This is a genomic window from Pedobacter sp. Leaf250 (genome assembly GCF_920984735.1).
Classification (GTDB): Bacteria; Bacteroidota; Bacteroidia; order Sphingobacteriales; family Sphingobacteriaceae; genus Pedobacter.
Window position 1 is genome coordinate 1 of record NZ_CAKLBU010000021.1, and the last position, 20,267, is coordinate 20,267.

Consider the following 20,267-nt stretch of genomic DNA (forward strand, 5'->3'; position numbering starts at 1 on the left):
CAAGACCACAACATCTTTCCATAACAACTTTGTTTTTTAGTTCATTATAAAGTTAATAAAGATCGATGAAGTGGTCTTAATTTTTATTGAACGCGATTATAATTCCTCACTTTTTATGTAAGTTTGTTTATCAAGCAACATTAAAATGGAAACTTTAATCGCACATCCTAAAAACGAAGAACAAGCCACAGCTTTAAAAGCGGTGATGAAAGTTTTGAAAATTGATTTTGAAACTGAAGAAAGCCCATATAATCCAGAGTTTGTAAAAGATATTTTGCAAGCGAGAGAAGACATCAAAGATGGCAAAGGTGTAAAGATTGCTGTTGAAGATTTATGGAAGTAATATATGCTCCGAAAGCCATAGAACATCTAAAATATTGGAAAAAATCTGGTAATATAACTATTCAGAAAAAAATTGAGCAACTAATTAAAGCTATTCAAGAAAATCCTTTCGATGGAATTGGTAAGCCAGAACCACTTAAATATGAATTATCCGGTTCATGGTCTCGAAGAATAAACGAAGAACATCGTATTGTTTACGAAGTTCATGATGATGGCATTATTGTTATTTTAGAAATTCAATCATTAAAGGGACATTACTAAAAGTGTTTACACGTTCGGTATTTAAAATATTTATTGCTTTAATCAGCGCATCCATTCTGATTTTCCTTTTTGGCTTATTCCCTACCTCCGTTCAAAAATATTATTCAACTGGCATTTATCCTCATATTTCTTCTACTTTAAGATTTATCTCATCGGTTTTTCCTTTTGCTATTGGTGATATTGTTTATGCGATATTAATCGGTTATGTTCTTTATAAAATCATCAGGTTTTTAAAAAAAAGGAAAACTCTGAAAAAGGAACACAGAATAATAGTTCCAATGCAAATTATGAACTTCATTTTGATTTTGTACATCATCTTCAAAATGGTTTGGGGTTTAAATTACAGTAGGCCAAGTATTAGTGAAGAATTAGGAATAGGAAATGAAAAATATAATGTAAAGGAATTGGTTTTACTGGGTGATTACTTTGTAAACAAAACAAACGATTTAAAACTTAAACAAACTAAAATCCTTGCTTATTCAATCCATGATTTAGAAACAAATTCATCGAGAGCCTATGATTTAATGGCAAATAAAAATTCTTTATTCCATTACCCAAATCCTTGTTTAAAAGCGGTTTTAAATTCGTGGATAATAAGTAAAGTTGGCATCGAAGGTTATTATGCGCCATTAACAGGCGAAGCGAACATGAATATGAATCTGCCTGATTTTGTAAAACCTTATGTTTCTTGCCACGAAATTGCACATCAATTGGGTATATCTTATGAAGATGAGGCCAATCTTTTAGGTTATTTAACAGCCAGCAACAGCCCAGATGTGAATTACCAATATTCGGCCAATTACGAAATGCTCAGGTATATTTTGTTCGAAATCAGAATGAAATCTCCTGACGATTATAAAATACTTCACGATAAATTATCAGGTGGTGTTTTAGCTGATTTTAAAACCGAAAAGGAGTTTTGGCGTAAATATAACGGCGATATGTTCGGTTACATGGATGCTGCTTTCGACAGTTTTTTAAAACTCAATAACCAGAAAAAAGGAATAGACAGCTATCAGGATATTGTAATCTGGCTTTGGAATATTCACAAGTCTGAGGTCGGAAGACAGAGGTCCGAAGAGATAAAGTAGTATTTATAAGCACAAAACTTCTGACTTCGGACAACCAACTTCGGACTAACCATGTATCGCCTCTTTCGTTCCGAAACTCTGAATTAATTCGCCCTCAAATTCCAACCATTCTTTCCAGCGTTTATCTACATCAACATCCGTACTGTATTTACGGGCAAAATTTAAAAATGTTGTATAATGACCAGCTTCTGAAACCATTAATTCGTGATAGAATTTAGCTAATTCTTCATCTTTAATGTTTAAAGAAAGTACGCGGAAACGTTCGCAACTTCTGGCCTCAATCATTGCGGCAAATAATAACCTATCAATAAATGCCTGGTTTCTGCTCCCATCTTTCTTGCTAAATTTCACCAAACGACCAACATAATCATCCTTACGTTCGCGACTAAGCGTATATCCGCGTTGTTTAATGATATCAATTACCATTTGGAAATGCTGCATTTCTTCAATTGCGATGGCGGTTAATTCATCAACTAAGTCCTGATGTTCAGAATTTTGAGTAATTAATGTAATGGCATTTGATGCTGCTTTCTGTTCGCACCAGGCATGGTCAGATAAAATTTCCTCTAAATTCGATTCTGCAATATTCGCCCAACGTGGGTCTGTCAACAATTTTAATCCTAACATGTGGTAGTGTGATTGAGCTGCAAAATTAAGAATATTTAACATACGTTTAATATCTGCCGCAGATTTAGAAAATGTACGTAGATATAGATTTTAATCGACGAAAACCATATTTATCTGCGAGAGCAAAAAAAAAGAGTTTATTTTGTAGAAAATGACTGGAACGGAAAAAAAAATATTGATCATTGGATTAGTCTGGCCTGAGCCTACTTCATCGGCAGCGGGAACACGAATGATTCAACTGGTCGATTTATTTCTGCATAAAGGTTACAAAATCACTTTTGCCTCGGCAGCATCAAAAAGCGATTTCAGTTATGATTTCTCTGCAACTGGCGTTATAGAACAGGAAATTAAACTCAATGATGAAAGTTTCAATTCGTTTTTAAAAGAGTTGAATCCAGCAATTGTTATGTTCGATCGTTTTATGGTTGAAGAACAATATGGTTGGCGGGTTCAGCAGGAATGCCCTGATGCATTTAGAATTTTAGATACTGAAGATTTACATTGCCTGAGAAGTGCACGTCAGCACAGCGATAAAAAGCAAACCCAAATTGATTTATTTTCTGATACCGCGAAGCGGGAAATTGCTTCAATTTTACGTTGCGATTTATCGTTAATTATTTCGGAGGTGGAAATGAAAATATTGGCAGTAACTTTTAAAATTGATTCTTCACTCCTTTATTATTTACCATTTCTGGAAAATGAAATCACCAATGAAAGTATAACAAACTGGGTTCCATTTGAAGATAGAGCCGATTTTGTTTTTATTGGTAATTTCCTGCATAAGCCAAACTGGAATACTGTTCAGGTTTTAAAAACTAAAATATGGCCAGTATTAAGGAAAAAATTGCCAGGAGTGAATTTGAATATTTACGGTTCTTATGCTTCACAGAAAGTTATACAATTAGAGAATAAAACCGAAAGATTTTTTATTAAGGGAAGAGCGGCCGATGCCCAGCAAGTGATTTCTAAACATAAAATTTTGCTCGCTCCGATTCAATTTGGAGCAGGGGTAAAAGGAAAATTTATAGATGCCATGCAAGTTGGAACGCCATCTGTAACCACATCAATTGGTGCAGAGGCAATGAAAGGTTCATTAGATTGGAATGGATTTATTGAAAATGATTTAGATAATTTTATTGAGAAAGCAGTTTTGTTGTATCAGGATAAAGCTGAATGGTCTTTAGCTCAACAAAATGGTGTTAGGATAATTAATGAGCGCTATTCCGCTTCGCATTTTGCTAATCAGTTTATTACTACAATCGAAAAATTAGATTTAACAGCGCATCGCCAGCAGAATTTCATCGGACAGATTCTAAATCACCATACTGTTCAAAGCACAAAATATATGTCGCTGTGGATTGAGGAGAAAAATAGGAAATAGTTTGAAGTTTTTAGACTGAAGTTTAGAAGATATGATTTGTATTAGCAATTTTATTTTAATTAATAGGTTCGTCACCTTCTCCCGAAAATTCGGAACTATATTACTTGAAAGATGCTGAAATAAATTTAGCATGATGATAGCTTAAATTGAGAAAACGTAATTTACAAGTTAAGGTGGGTTGTTTCCCAAAAAGCATTTTACCGCTGTTTATAAACCTGATTGATGGGGAAAGCCCAAACTTTTTCTGTTTGGCTTGTACCAAAAAGCAGGACTACAGTTACCGAAAATTTACCGGACCACTCATTTCCAATCAGGATTTAAGGATTTTCGGGATGAAGCAGGATTTTGGGATTATAAGATGAACCAGGATTTTAACGTATCGTCTTCAAACTTTCGGACCTCGGACTTTCCGACTTCTTTACAACATTAAAACATTTCGACCTGAAAACATTGCAACAATCTCCGTAAATTCGCCCCATGGCAAAAATATCAATTAACCTTGCTACGGGTTCGTTTCAAAAGGAAGAAATTATAGTTGGAATCGATTTAGGCACCACAAATAGCTTGGTGGCTTTTATCAATCCCGATAAAAATCCACAAGTAATTAACGATTCTGGCAAGGGAATTTTGGTTCCATCGGTTGTATATTTCAACAATCAAAATGAAGCAGTTGTAGGGAATGAAGCGAAAGAATTCTTAACTACAGACCCTGCAAACACCATTTTTTCAGTAAAACGATTGCTTGGTCGCTCGTATAAAGATGTTGCTGAACACAGGGATATTTTTTCTTACAAAATTATTGACGACGACAGCGACGCTTTGGTTAAAATCCATGCTGGCGACCGTTTTTATACGCCAATTGAATTATCGGCAGAGATTTTAAAAGAGCTTAAAGCCAGAGCAGAACATGCTTTAAAAACGCCTGTAAACCGTGCTGTAATTACGGTTCCTGCATATTTCAACGATAGTCAGCGCCAGGCAACCCGTGATGCGGGGAAACTTGCAGGACTGGATGTGATGCGTATTGTGAATGAGCCAACCGCAGCAAGTTTGGCTTACGGAATTGGCTTAGATCCATCACAACAAAAAACCATTGCCGTTTATGATCTAGGGGGCGGTACTTTCGATGTTTCTATTCTTCAGATCCAGAACGGGATTTTCGAGGTTTTAGCTACGAATGGCAATACGTATTTAGGCGGCGATGATTTCGACCGTGCCATTTTGAACTATTGGTTAGAAAAAAACAACTTGGATTTAGCCGATGTTGCGGAGGATAATATCCTGATGCAAACCTTACGCTTACAGGCTGAGGCCGCTAAAAAAGCCCTATCAACCCAAAATTTATATAATGAGCAGGTTGGCGAAATCTGGTGCACTTTGGATAAACAAACTTTCGAACAATTGATTGCTGCAAAGGTCGAAGAAACCATCACGGCTTGTAAAAACGCTTTGAAGGATGCCGATTTAACTTCAGCTGATATTGACGAAGTGATTTTGGTTGGCGGTTCTACCCGTACACCTTTCGTTAAACAACAAGTAGAAAATTTCTTTGGTAAAAAACCACAAGATAATATTAATCCTGATGAAGTTGTAGCACTTGGCGCAGCTATTCAGGCTGATGTTTTGGCTGGAAACCGCTCTGATATTTTATTGCTTGATGTTACCCCACTATCGCTTGGTATTGAGACCATGGGCGGTTTAATGGATGTAATTATCGCTCGTAATAGCAAGGTTCCAACGAAAGCTGGTCGCCAGTACACTACTTCTATTGATGGGCAAGTAAATATGAAAATTTCGGTTTATCAAGGGGAACGTGATTTGGTTAAAGAGAACCGCAAGCTAGCCGAGTTTGATTTGAAAGGAATCCCGGCGATGCCTGCAGGCTTGCCAAAAGTGGATATTAATTTCCTGTTAAATGCCGATGGAATTTTAACGGTTCAGGCTATCGAATTACGTTCGGGTGTAAAACAGGAAATCGAGATTACACCAAGCTATGGTTTAAGCGATGATACGGTTGAGAAAATGCTTCTAGATAGTATCGAACACGCAAAAAGCGATGTTGAACAGAGAATGTTAATTGAGGCACGTAGTGAAGGCGAACAATTGCTTTACACCGCAGAACGATTTATCGAAAAACATGCTGAACATTTAACTGCTGAAGAAATTGCAGAAACAAAAGTTCATATCGAGGCTTTGAAAATTGCTTTGGCTACTCAAGAAAAAGACACCATTTTGAAAAAAGCTGATGAGTTGAATGAGTTTACCCGGCCGTTTGCAGAACGTGTGATGGATGCAGCAATTTCTACTGCAATGAAGGGGAAAAAGATAGAGTAAAAAATCCGATTATAAATTTTATCGTCATTGCGAGGCACGAAGCAATCTCCTTCGGGAAATAGATTGCTTCGTGCCTCGCAATGACGACCATTAAACGAATGGCACAAAAATACTTCAGTTAAGTTTCTGTATAGAAGCTTTATGTTCCTATAGTTAATATTTCTTACCATACATCAAAAATTTTCTGCTCCTCACCTATTAACTTTGCTTTATAAATTTTAGCAATTATGGAATTAGGTATCGGCATGTTCGGCGATTTGCAAATCAATGCAAAAGGAGAAATTCAATCTGCCCAACACAGACTTCAGGAAATTATAGAAGAAATTAAATTGATGGACGAAGTAGGATTAGATTTCTATGGAATCGGCGAACACCATCGTCCTGATTATGCAGTATCAAGTCCTGAAATTATTTTGGCTGCAGCAGCAACGGTTACGAAAAACATCAAATTAAGCAGTGCCGTTTCTGTTTTAAGCTCATCAGACCCAGTAAAACTTTATCAAAATTTTGCGACCATAGATTTAATTTCCAATGGCCGAGCAGAATTAATGGCTGGTCGTGGGAGTTTCATTGAATCTTTCCCATTGTTCGGTTACAATCTTCAGGATTATGATGAACTTTATGAAGAAAAATTAGAGCTGCTCTTAAAAATCAATAAAGAACCAAAAATAACCTGGAAGGGAAAATTCCGCTCCGAATTGGTTAATCAAGAGGTTTTGCCCCGTGCAGTAAATGATAATTTAAAAATCTGGGTAGCGGTTGGCGGAACACCAGAATCGGTTGAAAGAGCCGGAAGATTAGGTTTACCAGTAATGTTTGCCATCATCGGCGGACAACCAGTACAGTTTAAACCACTTTTCGATTACTATAAAAAGGTTTATCAGGCCTATGGCCACGATATGAATAAATTCCAAGTTGGAGTTCACATGCACTCGTTATTTGGCAACAACAGTCAGGAGGTTTCAGATTATTATTTCCCGTTATATTCTGCACAAATGAATAGAATTGGCAAAAACCGTGGTTGGGCACCATTCCAAAGAAATCAATTTGAAGCAGGAAGAAGCAGTAATGGCGCTTTAGTTATTGGCGATGCAAATGAATCGGTTGATAAAATTCTGGCGATGGAAGAAACTTTTGGTTTAACTCGTTTCTCTGCTCACATGGATGTTGGCGGACCATCACACGCAGCCATGATGAAATCGATAGAAATATTTGGAAATAAAATTGCGCCAGAAGTTAGAAAAGCTTTGAAGGAATAATTAAGCCTTGCCTCTTTTCAGCACTTGCAAAAAAGAATATACATAACAGCCCACGCAGACGCCTAATAAGCTTTCGAGTAACGCAAAAATTAGCATTATCGCAGTAAGGATTAAGGCAGCAGTACAAAAATTGAATAGAAATGTCGCGGTAATCAACAGGCAAAAAACAAAGCCCATGGTTGCCGCGAATTTTTTTGGTGCTAAATCTGTTAACATAGTCTGTAAATTTAAAGCATTTGAAATTTTGATGGCAACGATTTTTAGCAAACTGAATTTTCCCGATGTAAAAGCCCTAAGAGCAAAATCGATAGTTGAAACTAATATTGCCCAGTAATTTGAAAACAAAATACAGGAGATTGCGATAAAAGCAACCAAAAGGGCTACAATTCTTACCACATTTTCATTCACTCTTTCTGCTGATATTGGACAACTTAACTCCATGGGTATGATTTTCAAATCAAATTTACGAATTTAGAGTTTGTTATCTATCCCTTAATCCATTGGAACGTTTAATAAATATCAGAAATCTATTTAGGCCTATTCAACCAACTGTACAGCAAATTGCGGGCCTGGTTAGTTATACTGAAATTTTTCCTGATGATAAACTTCTCAATTGTATTTATTGTTATTGGGAACTCAAAACCAACAAACGGCTGGAAGAGCAATTTAATTACAAAGTTGTTGCCGATGGCTGTATCGATATATTTTTCGATCTCAATAATCCTAAAGAAAGTCTAGTGATGGGTTTCTGTAAAAAATACACAACCTTCCAATTGGCAGATAACTTTCATTATATCGGGATTAGATTTCTTCCTACAATGTTTCCTAATTTATTTAACATTGATGCCAGCGAACTAAGCAATAGGGTTGAAAATCTGAATAATGTTATACCCTCTGTGGCAAATTTTATCGAAAGTAATTTTTCAAACGGGTTAACTTTCTCGCAAATTACTTCACATTTAAATCAATATTTCACAAACCATCTTAAAGTAGAAAACACCGAGTTAGACAATCGCTTATATCAGGCAATTGATATCATTTTTAAAAATCGTGGTGTGTTGAATGTTGAAAAAGACTTAGATGTTGGCTTAAGTGATAGGCAGCTCCGCAGATTATTTAATTTCTATATTGGCGATACGCAGAAAACATTTAGTCAAGTGGTCCGTTTCCAAAATATATTAAGCGCAAAACCATCAACCCAGAGTTTAAAATTTAATAAACTATTTTTTGATAATGGGTATTTTGACCAATCTCATTTTATTAAAAACTTTAAGAATTTCTATGGACTTACGCCTAATCAGGCATTCAAAAAATAATTTGTCCGATTATTACAATTTTAGCTTTTTCATCCTCCATATTTTTGAATAAATAATCAGGGCTATGAAAAAGCAATTTTTAATCTTCACAATATTAATAATGGGATGCCATGCATTTTCCCAAGAAAAACCAATGTTAAACTCAAAAACAAATCGAACTATGAAATTAAACGCAGGAATTATCACGACAAAAATTGCCGATAGTAAAGCTTTTTATACCAAGCTGTTAAATTTTGGCGTAACCTTTGAAAATGAATTTTATCTGCTGCTGCACGCACCAGACAAAAGTTCGGAGATTAGCTTTCTATTGCCCAATCATCCTAGTCAGCAGGCATTTTTCCACAAACCTTTTCAAGGTAGTGGAATATATTTAACCATTGAGGTTGATGATGTAGATAAAATTTACAGCGTGTTAAAAAGCAAAAATGTGCCCATCAAAATTGATATTAGAAATGAACCATGGGGAGATCGGCATTTTGCAATTGAAGATCCAAACGGTGTGGGAATTGATATTGTTACCTATGCTCCCCAAAGCGATAATTAAAGTTATCACTTGGTGTTAATGATAATTTTCCCTATCCTTATCAAATTCATTCCTATATTTATTTATTAAGTTACGCATCAAAATATAGAATGGATAAATCTGATAGATTAAACCTGCTTTTAGTTAAGCTGGAAAATTTACTTATAAGGCAACAAGGTTTCGAAGCAGAAATAGAGGCTTTAAAGCAAGAAGTGAGGGCTTTACAAATACCCGGAACCACATTTGTTCAACCACCACCAGCACAGATCTCTGAACAAGTTATTGCACCACCGCCTAGAAATACTCCGCCAAGTGCAGTAAATCAAAATGCCATTCCACCACAACCAGTTCCAAGTCCGTTTCAGCCACAGGTAAACCAACCACAAGGCAATTTTGCGGATCGATTTAAGCGGGAGAACATGGTAAAATCCGATTTTGAAAAATTTATCGGAGAAAATCTAATCAGCAAAATTGGGATTCTTATTTTAATCCTGGGTGTGTGCATTGGTGCAAAATATGCCATCGACCATGACATGATTAGTCCACTCACCAGGATAATTTTAGGTTACGCAGTTGGCGCAGGATTAATGGCTTTTGCTATTAAACTAAAAGAGAAATATGAAAATTTTTCAGCGGTTTTGGTGAGTGGCGCAATTGCCATTATGTACTTTATTACTTATGCTGCATACGATTTTTATGCGCTTATTCCACAGGCTTTAGCGTTTATTCTAATGGTTGTATTTACATCATTTACAGTTGTTGCTGCCATAAAATACAACAAACAGGTTATCGCTCACATCGGTTTGGTTGGCGCTTACGCCGTTCCATTTTTATTGAGCGATGGATCGGGAAAAGTCGGCGTTTTGTTTACCTACATGGCTATTATTAATATAGGAATACTCATTTTAAGCTTTAAGAAATACTGGAAACCTCTGTTTTATGCATCTTTTGGTTTAACCTGGTTAATTTTTGTTTCTTGGAGAATGGATATGGGGTCAGACAATAAATTCTTCGCATTATCATTGCTGTTTTCAACCATATTTTTTCTTACATTTTACATTACTAACCTCGCTTACAAAGTAAGCCGAAAAGAAATTTTTAATTTTAGCGATGTAGTTATCTTGCTTTTAAACTCCTTCATTTACTACGGAATTGGTTATTTCATCTTAGCTGAAAACAAGAATAGTGTCGAGTTATTAGGCTTATTTACCCTAACCAATGCTGTTATTCATTTCGTAGTAAGTTTAATTATCTACAAAAAAGAACTTGCCGATAGAAATCTTTTCTACCTGATTTTGGCAATGGTAATCACCTTTATTACTATAGCTGTTCCTGTTCAACTTAATGGCGGTTGGGTAACTATTTTCTGGACGGTTGAGGCTTCCGTATTATTTTACTTGGCCAGGGTTAAAAATAGCGCAATTTATGAGAAGCTATCCTTTCCATTAATATTTCTGGCGTTTTTAAGCTTATTACAAGATTGGTCTAGCTCTTTTGATTACTATGGAAACAATTTGGCTATCACACCAATATTAAATGTTAACTTCTTAACCGCTTGCATCTTCATCGGATGTTTTATCTGGATGTTTAAAGTAAGTAAACAGGAAACGGAAAAGCCTGCCGAATGGCCCTGGATGAGACAGATTTTGAGTTACGCAATTCCATCAATCTTACTTTTAACAGTTTATATAACCTTTAGATTAGAGATTTCTAAACACTTCGATAAGCTGATACAATCGACAAGGATTACGCTACATCAAAGAATTGGTACTGATGATCCAAGCTACGAATTCAATTACAATTATGAAACGCTTAAAACTGCCTGGATTTACATTTACACATTGTTTTTTGCTTCAGCATTAAACTATTATAACACTAAAAAACTGAAGAATAGTAAGCTTGCAATTGCAAATTTGATTATCAATTTATTGGTAGTAGCGATATTCTTAACACATGGACTTCTTACTTTAAGCGAACTTAGAGATAGTTACCTTTCATCTGAAAACAAATATTTCAATATCAGTTCTTTCAATATTGGCATAAGATATATTGCAATGGCCTTTTTTGCATTACTGATTGTTCAGTGTTATCAATTACAGAAATCAGGTTTGCTTAAGAAAGATTTTAAAACCATGTTCGATTATTTGCTTTACATTTCCATTTTATGGATTATCAGCAGCGAATTAATAAACATCTTGGAGTTATCGGGCACTCAGGAAAGTTATAAATTGGGCTTAAGTATTCTTTGGGGCGTATATTCATTGTTCCTCATTGGAATGGGATTAGCGAAAAACAAAAAACATCTACGCATTGGTGCCATGGTTCTGTTTGGTATTACGCTAATTAAGCTCTTCTTTTATGATATTTATTCTTTAAGCACAATTTCGAAAACCATTGTTTTCGTATCATTGGGTGCGCTTTTGCTGATCATATCATTTCTCTATAATAAGTATAAACATTTAATTATTGATGATGTTAAAGTTGAAGATTAACTTACTTTTAGTGCTTTTGTTAAGTATTTCTGTCGCTAAAGCACAAACCAGCACATACAAATTTAAACGAGATATAACTGGTGTTAACTCGGTTTGGCACAGCATACAACTGCCAGATCAATTGTATAAAAATGCGAATGCCGATTTTGAAGATTTAAGAATTTTTGGTGCCAATGGAAAAGATACTGTAGAAATTCCTTACCTTTTAAAACAACGAGCAGATAAGATTAACACTCAAGAGGTTGCCTTCAAGCAAATTAATCAGAGTTCAAATCCAAACGGTTATTATTACACTTTTCAATCTGATGCAGCAAGTACCATCAACCAAATTAATTTGTCTTTCAAGCAAGAAAATTTCGATTGGCTAGTAACACTTGAGGGCAGTAATGATAACAAATCTTGGTTTTTAATTCTGAAAGATTATCGTATTCTTTCTATCAAAAATAGTAATACAGATTATCAGTTCACTAAATTGAGCTTTCCTGAATCTAAATATCAATATTTTAGAATGGCCTTGAAAAGTCCTGTTCAACCTGAATTAGTGGAAGCAAAAATTTCGAAAACCGACACCATAAAAGGAACTTATCAAGACATTAAATACAAAGCCTACCATTTATTTAATGATGCTGCCGCTAAAGAAAGTATCGTAACAGTCGATTTAAATGATCCAGTGCCTATTTCCAATTTAAAACTGCATGTTCAAAGTGATTTTGATTTTTATCGTCCATTTAAAATTGAATATGCTACAGATAGTTTCAATACAGAAAAAGGAGTTCAATTTAACTATGCACAGCTTTACGAAGGCACCCTTAGTTCACTCGAAAAATTAACATTTAATTTTCCAAACACGATTGCTTCCAGATTAAAAATCACCATCCAAAATAATGATAATAAGCCGCTTCGGTTAAGTGGAGTAGAGTTAAAAGGCAGCGTATATGAACTAATAGCCCGTTTTGATAATCCCAAATACACCTATTCGTTATATTATGGAAATGAAAAGGCAGTCACACCAATCTACGAAATTGAGAAATTTGAGAGTAAAATCCCTGCAGATTTAACTTCTGTAACTATTGGGCCAGAACAACGTAATCCTGCATATTCTATCATACCCAATAAACCATTATTTGAAAACAAAGCCTGGCTCTGGGTTTTGATGGCCGCTATTATAGCATTGTTAGGTTGGTTTTCATTTAAAATGTTGAGGAATAAATAATTTATAAACAGAAAAAATGAAAAACATTTTCCAATCCGCAGTAACCAGCGAGGTAATCGAAAGAATTAACAAACTTAATCCAGCTACTCCTCAACTTTGGGGTAAAATGAACGTTTCTCAAATGCTGGCGCATTGCAATGTAAGTTATGAACTCGTTTATGATGATAAGCATCCCAAACCGAATGCCTTAATGAAACTGATTATGAAAGCATTTATAAAGAAAATTGTAGTAAGAGAAAAACCTTATAAACGAAACAGCCAAACTGCATTATCATTTATAATTACTGATGAGAAAGAATTCGAGAAAGAGAAAAGTCGTTTAATAGAATTCCTCAATAAAACCAAAGAATTAGGCGAAAATTATTTCGATGGTAAAGAATCGCATTCTTTTGGAAAATTGACCAAAACCGAGTGGAACAACATGTTTTATAAGCATTTAGATCATCACTTAAGTCAATTTGGCGTTTAGATAAATGAAATGGGTTAAAATAGAAGGTTAATAAATCAGTTAAAGATTTATTATCTTTAATTATGAAAAGATTAACGATAATATCCGCGTTAATCATCCCTATCATTGTGTGTACTTCGTGGGGTTTCTTTGCCCATCAGAGAATCAATAATTTAGCAATTTACACATTGCCAACAGGCATGATTGGCTTTTATAAAAAGAACATCAAATATATAACCGAACATGCTGTTGATCCGGATAAACGCTGCTATGCTGATACTTTAGAAGCCCCCAGGCATTATCTTGATGTAGAAAACTACGAAAAAAATATCGAAAGTATACCTGAAAAATGGAATGATGCTTTGGTTAAATATGGCCAAAAGCATTTAAATGCCAATGGCATTGTTCCCTGGCAAATTCAGCGCACCTATTTTAGTTTAGTTAAGGCATTTGCTAATCGCGATTCGACAAAAATTTTAAAACACTCTGCAGATTTGGGTCATTACATAGGCGATGCCCATGTGCCATTGCACACTACTGCTAACCATAACGGCCAATTAACAAATCAAGTTGGCATTCATGCTTTTTGGGAAAGCAGGTTACCAGAATTGTTTTCTACCAATTATAATTTCGTTGTTGGGAAGGCAAAATATATAGAAAATCCACTCAAAGAAGCCTGGAAAATATTGAAGCATACGCATGGTTTGGTAGATACTGTTTTGGCTTTAGAAGCAAAGCTGGCTGCTTCTTTCCCTTCTGATAAGAAATATAGTTTTTCTGAAAGGAATAATATTGTTCTAAAACAATATTCTGTTGAATATTCAAAAACTTATCATGATCAAATGAATAAGATGGTAGAGCGGCAAATGCGATCTGCTATCATGGAGATTGGATCTTTTTGGTATTCAGCCTGGGTAGATGCTGGCCAACCCGAACTTAAAAATTTAGTAAAGCTGCAAACTGAACCTGAAGAGAAGAAAGCCGCAGAAAATATTGAAAAAAAATACCAGCAAGGAATCATTATTGGAAGAGAACTTTGAGTTATTCTACTGGAAAAAATCAGCATAAAAAAGCCGCAAATACACAGAAAGAATCTGGTGTTTGCGGCTTAAATTATTTAGATTTTATCTCACTAATCTTCCTTTATTTCTTCTTCAATAATTTCCTCAACCTTTTTCTTAGAGAAGATAGATTTTAGTGCACCATAAATCACTGGAACGAATGTTCCTACCGCAATAATCAAAACTAAAATTTCGAAATTCTTTTCTACAAACGGAATTTTACCTAATAAATAACCTGCAAACAATAAACTTGTAATCCAGGCAATACCACCTAAAATATTATAATAAGTAAATTTTCCGAAAGACATTCTTGCTGCTCCAGCTACAAATGGTGCAATGGTTCTAACAATAGGTAGAAAACGGCTGAAAATTATAGCCTTTGCTCCATGTTTTTCAAAATACTCATGCGATTGATGGTAGTATTTTAGTTTTAAGATCTTATTATTTTCTTTGAATACCTTAATGCCGAAGTATTTGCCAAGCTGATAATTAACTGAATTGCCTAAAATAGCAGCAGCAATCAATATTAATAGCATAAACCAAATATTCAAACCAGTTCCGTTGCCAGCAACCAAGGCGCCTACAGCAAATAACATCGAATCGCCGGGTAGAAATGGGGTAACCACAAAGCCGGTTTCTGCGAAAATAATAATGAAGAGAATGAGGTATGTCCAGGTTTTATATTCCTGCATAATTACTTCTAATGTTTCTTTTGTATTAGTAAGTAATTGTATGAGTAAGTCGAAAAATTCCAAGTGATGTTAATTTTATTTTGGCAAAAGTATGAATATCGGAGAGATAAATGCGTAACTCTTTTAAGATTTAATTATTAGGTACCAAACGCTCCTTAAGTTTGCCATTTCTAGCCCCTTCGATAATAACGGTATATACTTTTCCTTTTACAAAGTTTGTATATGAAATTGAATCCTGAACACCTGCAGAATCTACTAAATTAAGTATAATAGAGGTTTTACTCATGCCTACATCCGAAATCTGCTTGTATGTAGTTTTTTCACCGTAACCAATGGTTTCCACTATACTGCCACTTTTATCCTTAATACTTACCTTCGAACCCAATGTATGGCCTAAATTAATAAACATGATTTGTGCAAAGTTATTATTTTGTCTAACCTCGTCTTGATAAATAATCATTTCTGGCTTAGTGGTAGTTAAGCTATTTTTTACGGTATAATAAATGGAATAATTTTTACCCAAAGCAAAGGTTTGTTTTACCGAGTTGGTTGTTGCACCCGTAATGCTATTTCGTGCATCAATAACATATTCTTTTTCGGCCTCTACCACAAAATAAGAAGAATTTGTGCTCGATGCCAAAGCCGAAATCCCACTAACACTATTGAATAAAGCCTGATTAAAATAGAAGTTTCTCGATGTATCAGAAATTATGGTATTAAAAATCCTCACTTTTGAATCTCCAACAATTGAATTATCATTTTTAATGCAGGCACTTAAACAGATAACAGCAAACATTAAAATTATTAGCTTAGGAGAAATCAAAAAATTACGTTTTTTCATAAAATTGGATACTGTGCTATTAGAACGTAAAGATAATGGAAAGCATATAAACTTAGGAATTAATTATCAGTTATAATGTGGGCTTCCAATGCTGCAGCTGTGCTTCCACTGAACCAGATAGTGTAAATTTTCCCGGCTTCTAACGTTGAGCCATCAATGGTTTTAATGGTTCCCGAACCAACAACATTATACCGCAGATTTATGCCGGAATCAACCTGAAAGTAAGTTGAGGCTTCTTTAAAAAGCAAACCATTAACAAATTGTGTTCCCGCCTGAACACTTACATTTATACCCGTAGTAAAAAAAGGTGTTAAATTAATAAGTTTGATTTTCGCCTTACCAGCTTCAGTATTGCTTAAATTATCCTCAAAATTTGCAATTTCTCTTGCTCCGTTCCGATTACTAATTAAAAAGGTAGAATATGTAAGCGATGGTGTAAAGTTAAAGGTTGATTCTGTTGCCAGGTTTGATGTGCCGACAAATTTAACATTTCTGCTACCTGAAGAAATTTTTATATAATCTGTTGATTCAGTAAATGCGATTGCTTTAGAAGAGGTTTTTAAACCATCTATAGAAATATCCTGGTTTGATTCGGTTAACGTTGCATTAACAAACTTAACTTTTGTCTCTCCTTTTACTACAATTCCTGGGTCGTGTTTTTTACAGGCCGAGGCGCAAATAATCAATAAAGCAAATATGCAAAAGATGGAGCGTTTGATAGAGATTTTCATAGGTAGATTATTTGGTCGGTAAACAAAAATGGCTTGGTCAAAAACCAAGCCATTTATAATATTCTAAATCTAAATGAATATTTTAATAACTGTTGTTAAGCATTACTGGCATTACCAACATTAAAACATCTTCATTTTCATCATTGGTTTGAGGTATTAAAAGACCCGCTCTATTCGGGGTTGATAATTCTAAAGTAACTTCATCGCCACTCAAATTACTCAACATTTCAATTAAAAAACGGGCATTAAATCCGATTTCCAGATCTTCGCCATCGTATTGGCAGCTTAAACGCTCGTGTGCTTCGTTAGCAAAATCTAAATCTTCAGAAGAAATATTAAGTTCGCTACCGTTAATTTTTAACCTCACCTGGTGAGTAGTTTTGTTTGCGAAAATAACCACACGACGAAGAGTATTCAAAAACAAACCTCTATCAATAACCAATTTATTTGGATTGTTTTGAGGAATAACTGCTTCGTAATCAGGATAACGCTCGTCTATTAAACGACACACTAAATTAATATTCTCGAATTTAAAGAAAGCACTTGTAGCATTATAATCTACTGACACATTGATATCAGTTGATGGCAATGCTGCCTTTAAAAGTGTTAAAGCTTTTTTAGGTAAAATGAATGATGTTGCTTTATCAGCTTTGCTATCCATTCTACGATAACGCACCAATTTATGAGCATCCGTTGCTACAAAGGTGATGTGTTGAGGAGATAACTGACAGAAAACGCCAGTCATTGCCGGGCGAAGTTCATCATTACTTACTGCAAAAATAGTTTTGGTAATGGCTTCAGTTAAAACAGATGCCGGTAAATTCACCGAAGATGCATTTTCAACTACAGGAATTTTCGGGAAATCATCACCATTTTCTCCGCTTAATTTATATTTTCCATCTCCAGCACTAATTTCGATTGCGAAGGTAGCATCATCAATATTAAAAGAAATGGGCTGATCTGGTAAAGTTTTAAGTGTATCTAATAAAATTTTTGATGGAACCGCAACTTTTCCTTCTTCTTTTGATTCTACAGCCAAAGCAGTGGTCATGCTGGTTTGTAAATCGGTTGCAGAGATCGTTAAGTTTCCGTCTTTAATTTCGAAAAGAAAATTTTCTAGTATAGGTAAAACTGTACTGCTGCTCGATGCACCATTTACAGTTTGCAAATGTTTTAATAAAGTTGATGTGGATACAATAAATCTCATGATATCTTTTAGTCTTCTTCAAAAATATAAAAATTATTTAGCGTACTTGTATTTGCGGTAATAATGTTGAAAAATTGCAAAGAATATTAACAATAACAATGGCGCCACCACATTAATAAACTGCCATTTCGTTTTATCAAGCTTAATTTTTGCTTTATCCAACAATCTTATCTTCACTTCTTTATTTCGTAAGCTAATCAAATTATCATCATCTGTAAAATAATCTACTATATTGAGCAAAAGTGCCTTATTGCCAAATGTTCGTTGCGAATAGCGGTCGAAACCCAATGGAAAAGCCGAACCATCTTTTTCCGAAATTTGATTCTTAAATATATCACCATCGCCAATTACAATCATTTTCGTGGGTTTACTGCTCATCGCATTTGTAAAAGGCTGTACAATGCCTGCAGGTAACGGCCGGCCGGCAAATACCGATGGAAAGTTACCTTCCAACATTAAACCAACATGTTGTGGAGTACTCTGAAATTCTTGTGGATTTAGCTGTTCGGCAACCATTTGCAAACTAAAGGGTTTTGGCAAATTAAAAACCTTATTATATGGCGACGTTGACAGAATGTAAGATTTGCTAACGCCTTTAACACCAATGGTATCTACAGTACTTGGAAATTCTGATTTTACACCATCTAATTTTTTAACAACACTATGAACGGTATCGGGCAATAAAATCGGATAATAACTCCATGGCACAAGCTGCATTTGATTCTGCCCGCCAACAGCTCCTGTAGAAACCGGAATTTCTGCATTGTTTGCCGGATCGGCAATGATATTGTAGTTTACCCGGGCGCCATACATGAACAGCACATCATCTAAATTTAGATCTCTTGCCGTTGCAAGCTGTCCATTCTGTGTTCTTAAGTTTTCTAAATCAGCATTATTTTGATCAATACTCCAAAGTACACGACCACCATTCATTACGAAATAGTTTATCTTATATTTTTCGGTTTCGGTAAAAGGTTTTTTAGGCTTCGCGATAATCATCATATTCAGCTTATCTAAACCTTCTTTTGTGATCGAATTTAAATCAACCCGACCCACAATGTAATTGTTGGCTAGTGTAACCCTCGCATCCTCTAATTGTAAATCCGTCAATTCTTCATTCGATTCTGTGAAACCAATACGAGGATTGTAACCATTAATCACCTTTTTTAAACTCGAAGTAAAAGTATACTCTAAATTTTCGATCGACCGATTAATATTTTCCTCGTAACCTCCTGCAACATTATAATTTTGAAGCAATTTTACAGGCATTTGTTTCCCATCTGCTTCTATCACAGCTGCCGGAACAACAATTTTTTCAGTTGTACCACTCTCCGTTTTGAGTGTCGTACGTGTGGCCTCAATCCCATCTTGGGCCATGTTGTAAATCACTGTGTCCTGCTCTTCGGTTGTTAATCCTGCTAAAGGATCTACATAAACAAGCTTTACTTCTGCATTTGAATAAGCCTTATAATCAGAAAGCAAATCTTTTACGCCAGCTTGTAAACGTTTAAAAGCTGGTGGCAATTGCCCATCTAAAAATACAGTAATGGTAATTGGCTTTTGATTTTTAATTAACAGTGCCTTTGTTTTTTCGCTTAAGGTAAAGCGTTTATCAGCAGTAAAATCAAAGCGATGAAAATAATAATGACCTATTACATTTAAAAGTATTAGGGCAGCGACTATTGTAATTAGGTTTATCCAATTTTTATTCTTGGCCATTATCGCTTTCCTCCTATTACTAATTTGGTAAACAATAAAAAGAGGCAAGAGAATGTAATAAAATAAATCAAATCTCTGGTATCTAAAACACCTCTGCTGATGGAATTATAATGTTGATTTATACTTAAATTGGTAATTAAACCTTCTATGTTTTGAAGAGAAATAAGTTGACTGGTGTAATCAAAACCTAAGAAAGCGAAAGCACAAATTGCCGCACAAATAACAAAGGCCACGACTTGATTTTTTGTTAGCGCCGAAGAAAACAAGCCGATTGCAGTGAACGTTGCACCCAATAGAAACAAGCCAATGTATGATCCTATTACCGCTCCAGAATCTATATTACCCTCTGGAAAACCAAGTTTTGAAATGGAGTAGGCATAAATTAATGTTGGAAGTAAAGAAAATAATATCAATACCAAACAGGCTAAATATTTTGCAAAAATAATCTGCCAAACGGTTATAGGCCTGGTAATTAGCAGTTCGTAAGTCCCCTCCCGTCTTTCTTCGGCAAAAGAACGCATGGTAATGGCAGGGATAAGGAACATGAATAGATAGGGCACCAGGCTAAAAAACCCGCTCAAATCTGCGTACCCATAATCAAGTATAGAAGTATCAGGAAAAAACCAGAGTAAAAGACCTGAAATCAACAGGAAAACGCCAATGGTAATGTAAGCAACCATCGAACTTAAAAAACTGAATAACTCGCGTTTAAAAACTGCGTACATGTGC

20 protein-coding genes are annotated in these 20,267 nt (G+C 35.1%); 12 read left to right on the top strand and 8 right to left on the bottom strand.

Going from position 1 to position 20,267, the window contains the following annotated elements:
• Nucleotides 1-145 precede the first annotated feature (145 nt).
• From LUA91_RS16935 to LUA91_RS16945, 3 genes are read left to right on the top strand one after another with little or no spacing between them, the layout of a single operon-like run.
• A complete protein-coding gene (locus tag LUA91_RS16935; protein WP_231427291.1) occupies nucleotides 146-343 on the top strand; it encodes a DUF2683 family protein in 198 nt (65 codons plus the stop codon).
• On the top strand, nucleotides 334-603 hold the full coding sequence (locus LUA91_RS16940) for a Txe/YoeB family addiction module toxin (RefSeq protein ID WP_231427292.1): 270 nt from the start codon (nucleotides 334-336) through the stop codon (nucleotides 601-603). Before LUA91_RS16935 ends, LUA91_RS16940 begins: the two co-directional genes overlap by 10 nt.
• A gap of 2 nt (nucleotides 604-605) precedes the next feature.
• On the top strand, nucleotides 606-1,694 hold the full coding sequence (locus tag LUA91_RS16945) for a DUF3810 domain-containing protein (protein ID WP_231427293.1): 1,089 nt from the start codon (nucleotides 606-608) through the stop codon (nucleotides 1,692-1,694).
• A gap of 45 nt (nucleotides 1,695-1,739) precedes the next feature.
• Here the strand turns inward: LUA91_RS16945 and LUA91_RS16950 are convergent, their stop codons facing one another.
• Entirely contained in the window at nucleotides 1,740-2,321 is a 582-nt protein-coding gene (locus tag LUA91_RS16950; protein WP_231427294.1) for a tRNA-(ms[2]io[6]A)-hydroxylase, read from the bottom strand.
• Between the two features lie 151 nt (nucleotides 2,322-2,472).
• Between LUA91_RS16950 and LUA91_RS16955 the strand changes: the two genes are divergently transcribed.
• The 3 genes from LUA91_RS16955 to LUA91_RS16965 all read left to right on the top strand — a co-directional run bounded on the left by LUA91_RS16955 (nucleotide 2,473) and on the right by LUA91_RS16965 (nucleotide 7,295).
• Nucleotides 2,473-3,702 (top strand): glycosyltransferase, encoded by a 1,230-nt coding sequence (locus LUA91_RS16955; RefSeq protein ID WP_231427295.1) that lies wholly within the window; start codon nucleotides 2,473-2,475, stop codon nucleotides 3,700-3,702.
• 477 nt (nucleotides 3,703-4,179) lie between these two features.
• Nucleotides 4,180-6,036: a Fe-S protein assembly chaperone HscA gene (gene hscA, locus LUA91_RS16960; RefSeq protein WP_231427296.1), complete on the top strand. Its 1,857-nt coding sequence runs from the start codon at nucleotides 4,180-4,182 to the stop codon at nucleotides 6,034-6,036.
• Between the two features lie 227 nt (nucleotides 6,037-6,263).
• Nucleotides 6,264-7,295 carry an Atu2307/SP_0267 family LLM class monooxygenase gene (locus LUA91_RS16965; protein WP_231427297.1) on the top strand — a complete coding sequence of 344 codons (1,032 nt, stop codon included), beginning with the start codon at nucleotides 6,264-6,266 and terminating at the stop codon, nucleotides 7,293-7,295.
• On the opposite strand, the gene LUA91_RS16970 is transcribed toward LUA91_RS16965, so the two are convergent.
• The gene (locus LUA91_RS16970) at nucleotides 7,296-7,736 is read right to left on the bottom strand and encodes a DUF4395 domain-containing protein (RefSeq protein ID WP_231427298.1); all 441 of its coding nucleotides are present in this window, start codon (nucleotides 7,734-7,736) and stop codon (nucleotides 7,296-7,298) included.
• A gap of 59 nt (nucleotides 7,737-7,795) precedes the next feature.
• Here LUA91_RS16970 and LUA91_RS16975 point away from each other — a divergent pair, with 59 nt between their 5' ends.
• From LUA91_RS16975 to LUA91_RS17000, 6 genes are all read left to right on the top strand, one after another.
• Nucleotides 7,796-8,611: a helix-turn-helix domain-containing protein gene (locus LUA91_RS16975; protein WP_231427299.1), complete on the top strand. Its 816-nt coding sequence runs from the start codon at nucleotides 7,796-7,798 to the stop codon at nucleotides 8,609-8,611.
• A gap of 160 nt (nucleotides 8,612-8,771) precedes the next feature.
• Entirely contained in the window at nucleotides 8,772-9,155 is a 384-nt protein-coding gene (locus LUA91_RS16980; RefSeq protein WP_231427300.1) for a VOC family protein, read from the top strand.
• Nucleotides 9,156-9,244: 89 nt separating this feature from the next.
• Nucleotides 9,245-11,626, top strand: coding sequence for a DUF2339 domain-containing protein (locus tag LUA91_RS16985; RefSeq protein ID WP_231427301.1), 2,382 nt, complete (start codon nucleotides 9,245-9,247; stop codon nucleotides 11,624-11,626).
• Nucleotides 11,616-12,839: a hypothetical protein gene (locus LUA91_RS16990; protein ID WP_231427302.1), complete on the top strand. Its 1,224-nt coding sequence runs from the start codon at nucleotides 11,616-11,618 to the stop codon at nucleotides 12,837-12,839. The genes LUA91_RS16985 and LUA91_RS16990 overlap by 11 nt, the downstream gene beginning before the upstream one ends.
• A 16-nt stretch (nucleotides 12,840-12,855) precedes the next feature.
• Nucleotides 12,856-13,308 carry a DUF1569 domain-containing protein gene (locus LUA91_RS16995; RefSeq protein ID WP_231427303.1) on the top strand — a complete coding sequence of 151 codons (453 nt, stop codon included), beginning with the start codon at nucleotides 12,856-12,858 and terminating at the stop codon, nucleotides 13,306-13,308.
• A 62-nt stretch (nucleotides 13,309-13,370) separates the two neighbouring features.
• Nucleotides 13,371-14,327 carry a zinc dependent phospholipase C family protein gene (locus tag LUA91_RS17000; RefSeq protein ID WP_231427304.1) on the top strand — a complete coding sequence of 319 codons (957 nt, stop codon included), beginning with the start codon at nucleotides 13,371-13,373 and terminating at the stop codon, nucleotides 14,325-14,327.
• 92 nt (nucleotides 14,328-14,419) lie between these two features.
• Here the strand turns inward: LUA91_RS17000 and LUA91_RS17005 are convergent, their stop codons facing one another.
• The 6 genes from LUA91_RS17005 to gldF all read right to left on the bottom strand — a co-directional run bounded on the left by LUA91_RS17005 (nucleotide 14,420) and on the right by gldF (nucleotide 20,263).
• Complete coding sequence (locus LUA91_RS17005) at nucleotides 14,420-15,103, bottom strand: VTT domain-containing protein (protein WP_370633666.1); 684 nt, start codon at nucleotides 15,101-15,103, stop codon at nucleotides 14,420-14,422.
• 67 nt (nucleotides 15,104-15,170) lie between these two features.
• A complete protein-coding gene (locus tag LUA91_RS17010) occupies nucleotides 15,171-15,881 on the bottom strand; it encodes a hypothetical protein (protein ID WP_231427305.1) in 711 nt (236 codons plus the stop codon).
• 59 nt (nucleotides 15,882-15,940) lie between these two features.
• The gene (locus tag LUA91_RS17015; RefSeq protein WP_231427306.1) at nucleotides 15,941-16,612 is read right to left on the bottom strand and encodes a DUF4397 domain-containing protein; all 672 of its coding nucleotides are present in this window, start codon (nucleotides 16,610-16,612) and stop codon (nucleotides 15,941-15,943) included.
• A gap of 82 nt (nucleotides 16,613-16,694) precedes the next feature.
• Nucleotides 16,695-17,819 carry a DNA polymerase III subunit beta gene (dnaN, locus tag LUA91_RS17020; protein ID WP_231427307.1) on the bottom strand — a complete coding sequence of 375 codons (1,125 nt, stop codon included), beginning with the start codon at nucleotides 17,817-17,819 and terminating at the stop codon, nucleotides 16,695-16,697.
• 33 nt (nucleotides 17,820-17,852) lie between these two features.
• The gene (gene gldG / locus LUA91_RS17025; RefSeq protein WP_231427308.1) at nucleotides 17,853-19,538 is read right to left on the bottom strand and encodes a gliding motility-associated ABC transporter substrate-binding protein GldG; all 1,686 of its coding nucleotides are present in this window, start codon (nucleotides 19,536-19,538) and stop codon (nucleotides 17,853-17,855) included.
• Nucleotides 19,538-20,263 carry a gliding motility-associated ABC transporter permease subunit GldF gene (gene gldF, locus LUA91_RS17030; RefSeq protein WP_231427309.1) on the bottom strand — a complete coding sequence of 242 codons (726 nt, stop codon included), beginning with the start codon at nucleotides 20,261-20,263 and terminating at the stop codon, nucleotides 19,538-19,540. The genes gldG and gldF overlap by 1 nt, the downstream gene beginning before the upstream one ends.
• Nucleotides 20,264-20,267 lie beyond the last annotated feature (4 nt).

What these genes read in the sequence shown, in the direction of transcription:
- LUA91_RS16935 (WP_231427291.1), top strand. Translation starts at nt 146, where the DNA reads ATGGAAACTTTAATCGCACATCCTAAAAACGAAGAACAAGCCACAGCT.
- LUA91_RS16940 (WP_231427292.1), top strand. Translation starts at nt 334, where the DNA reads ATGGAAGTAATATATGCTCCGAAAGCCATAGAACATCTAAAATATTGG.
- LUA91_RS16950 (WP_231427294.1), bottom strand. Translation starts at nt 2,321, where the DNA reads ATGTTAGGATTAAAATTGTTGACAGACCCACGTTGGGCGAATATTGCA.
- LUA91_RS16955 (WP_231427295.1), top strand. Translation starts at nt 2,473, where the DNA reads ATGACTGGAACGGAAAAAAAAATATTGATCATTGGATTAGTCTGGCCT.
- hscA (WP_231427296.1), top strand. Translation starts at nt 4,180, where the DNA reads ATGGCAAAAATATCAATTAACCTTGCTACGGGTTCGTTTCAAAAGGAA.
- LUA91_RS16965 (WP_231427297.1), top strand. Translation starts at nt 6,264, where the DNA reads ATGGAATTAGGTATCGGCATGTTCGGCGATTTGCAAATCAATGCAAAA.
- LUA91_RS16970 (WP_231427298.1), bottom strand. Translation starts at nt 7,736, where the DNA reads ATGGAGTTAAGTTGTCCAATATCAGCAGAAAGAGTGAATGAAAATGTG.
- LUA91_RS16980 (WP_231427300.1), top strand. Translation starts at nt 8,772, where the DNA reads ATGAAATTAAACGCAGGAATTATCACGACAAAAATTGCCGATAGTAAA.
- LUA91_RS16985 (WP_231427301.1), top strand. Translation starts at nt 9,245, where the DNA reads ATGGATAAATCTGATAGATTAAACCTGCTTTTAGTTAAGCTGGAAAAT.
- LUA91_RS16995 (WP_231427303.1), top strand. Translation starts at nt 12,856, where the DNA reads ATGAAAAACATTTTCCAATCCGCAGTAACCAGCGAGGTAATCGAAAGA.
- LUA91_RS17000 (WP_231427304.1), top strand. Translation starts at nt 13,371, where the DNA reads ATGAAAAGATTAACGATAATATCCGCGTTAATCATCCCTATCATTGTG.
- LUA91_RS17010 (WP_231427305.1), bottom strand. Translation starts at nt 15,881, where the DNA reads ATGAAAAAACGTAATTTTTTGATTTCTCCTAAGCTAATAATTTTAATG.
- LUA91_RS17015 (WP_231427306.1), bottom strand. Translation starts at nt 16,612, where the DNA reads ATGAAAATCTCTATCAAACGCTCCATCTTTTGCATATTTGCTTTATTG.
- dnaN (WP_231427307.1), bottom strand. Translation starts at nt 17,819, where the DNA reads ATGAGATTTATTGTATCCACATCAACTTTATTAAAACATTTGCAAACT.
- gldG (WP_231427308.1), bottom strand. Translation starts at nt 19,538, where the DNA reads ATGGCCAAGAATAAAAATTGGATAAACCTAATTACAATAGTCGCTGCC.
- gldF (WP_231427309.1), bottom strand. Translation starts at nt 20,263, where the DNA reads ATGTACGCAGTTTTTAAACGCGAGTTATTCAGTTTTTTAAGTTCGATG.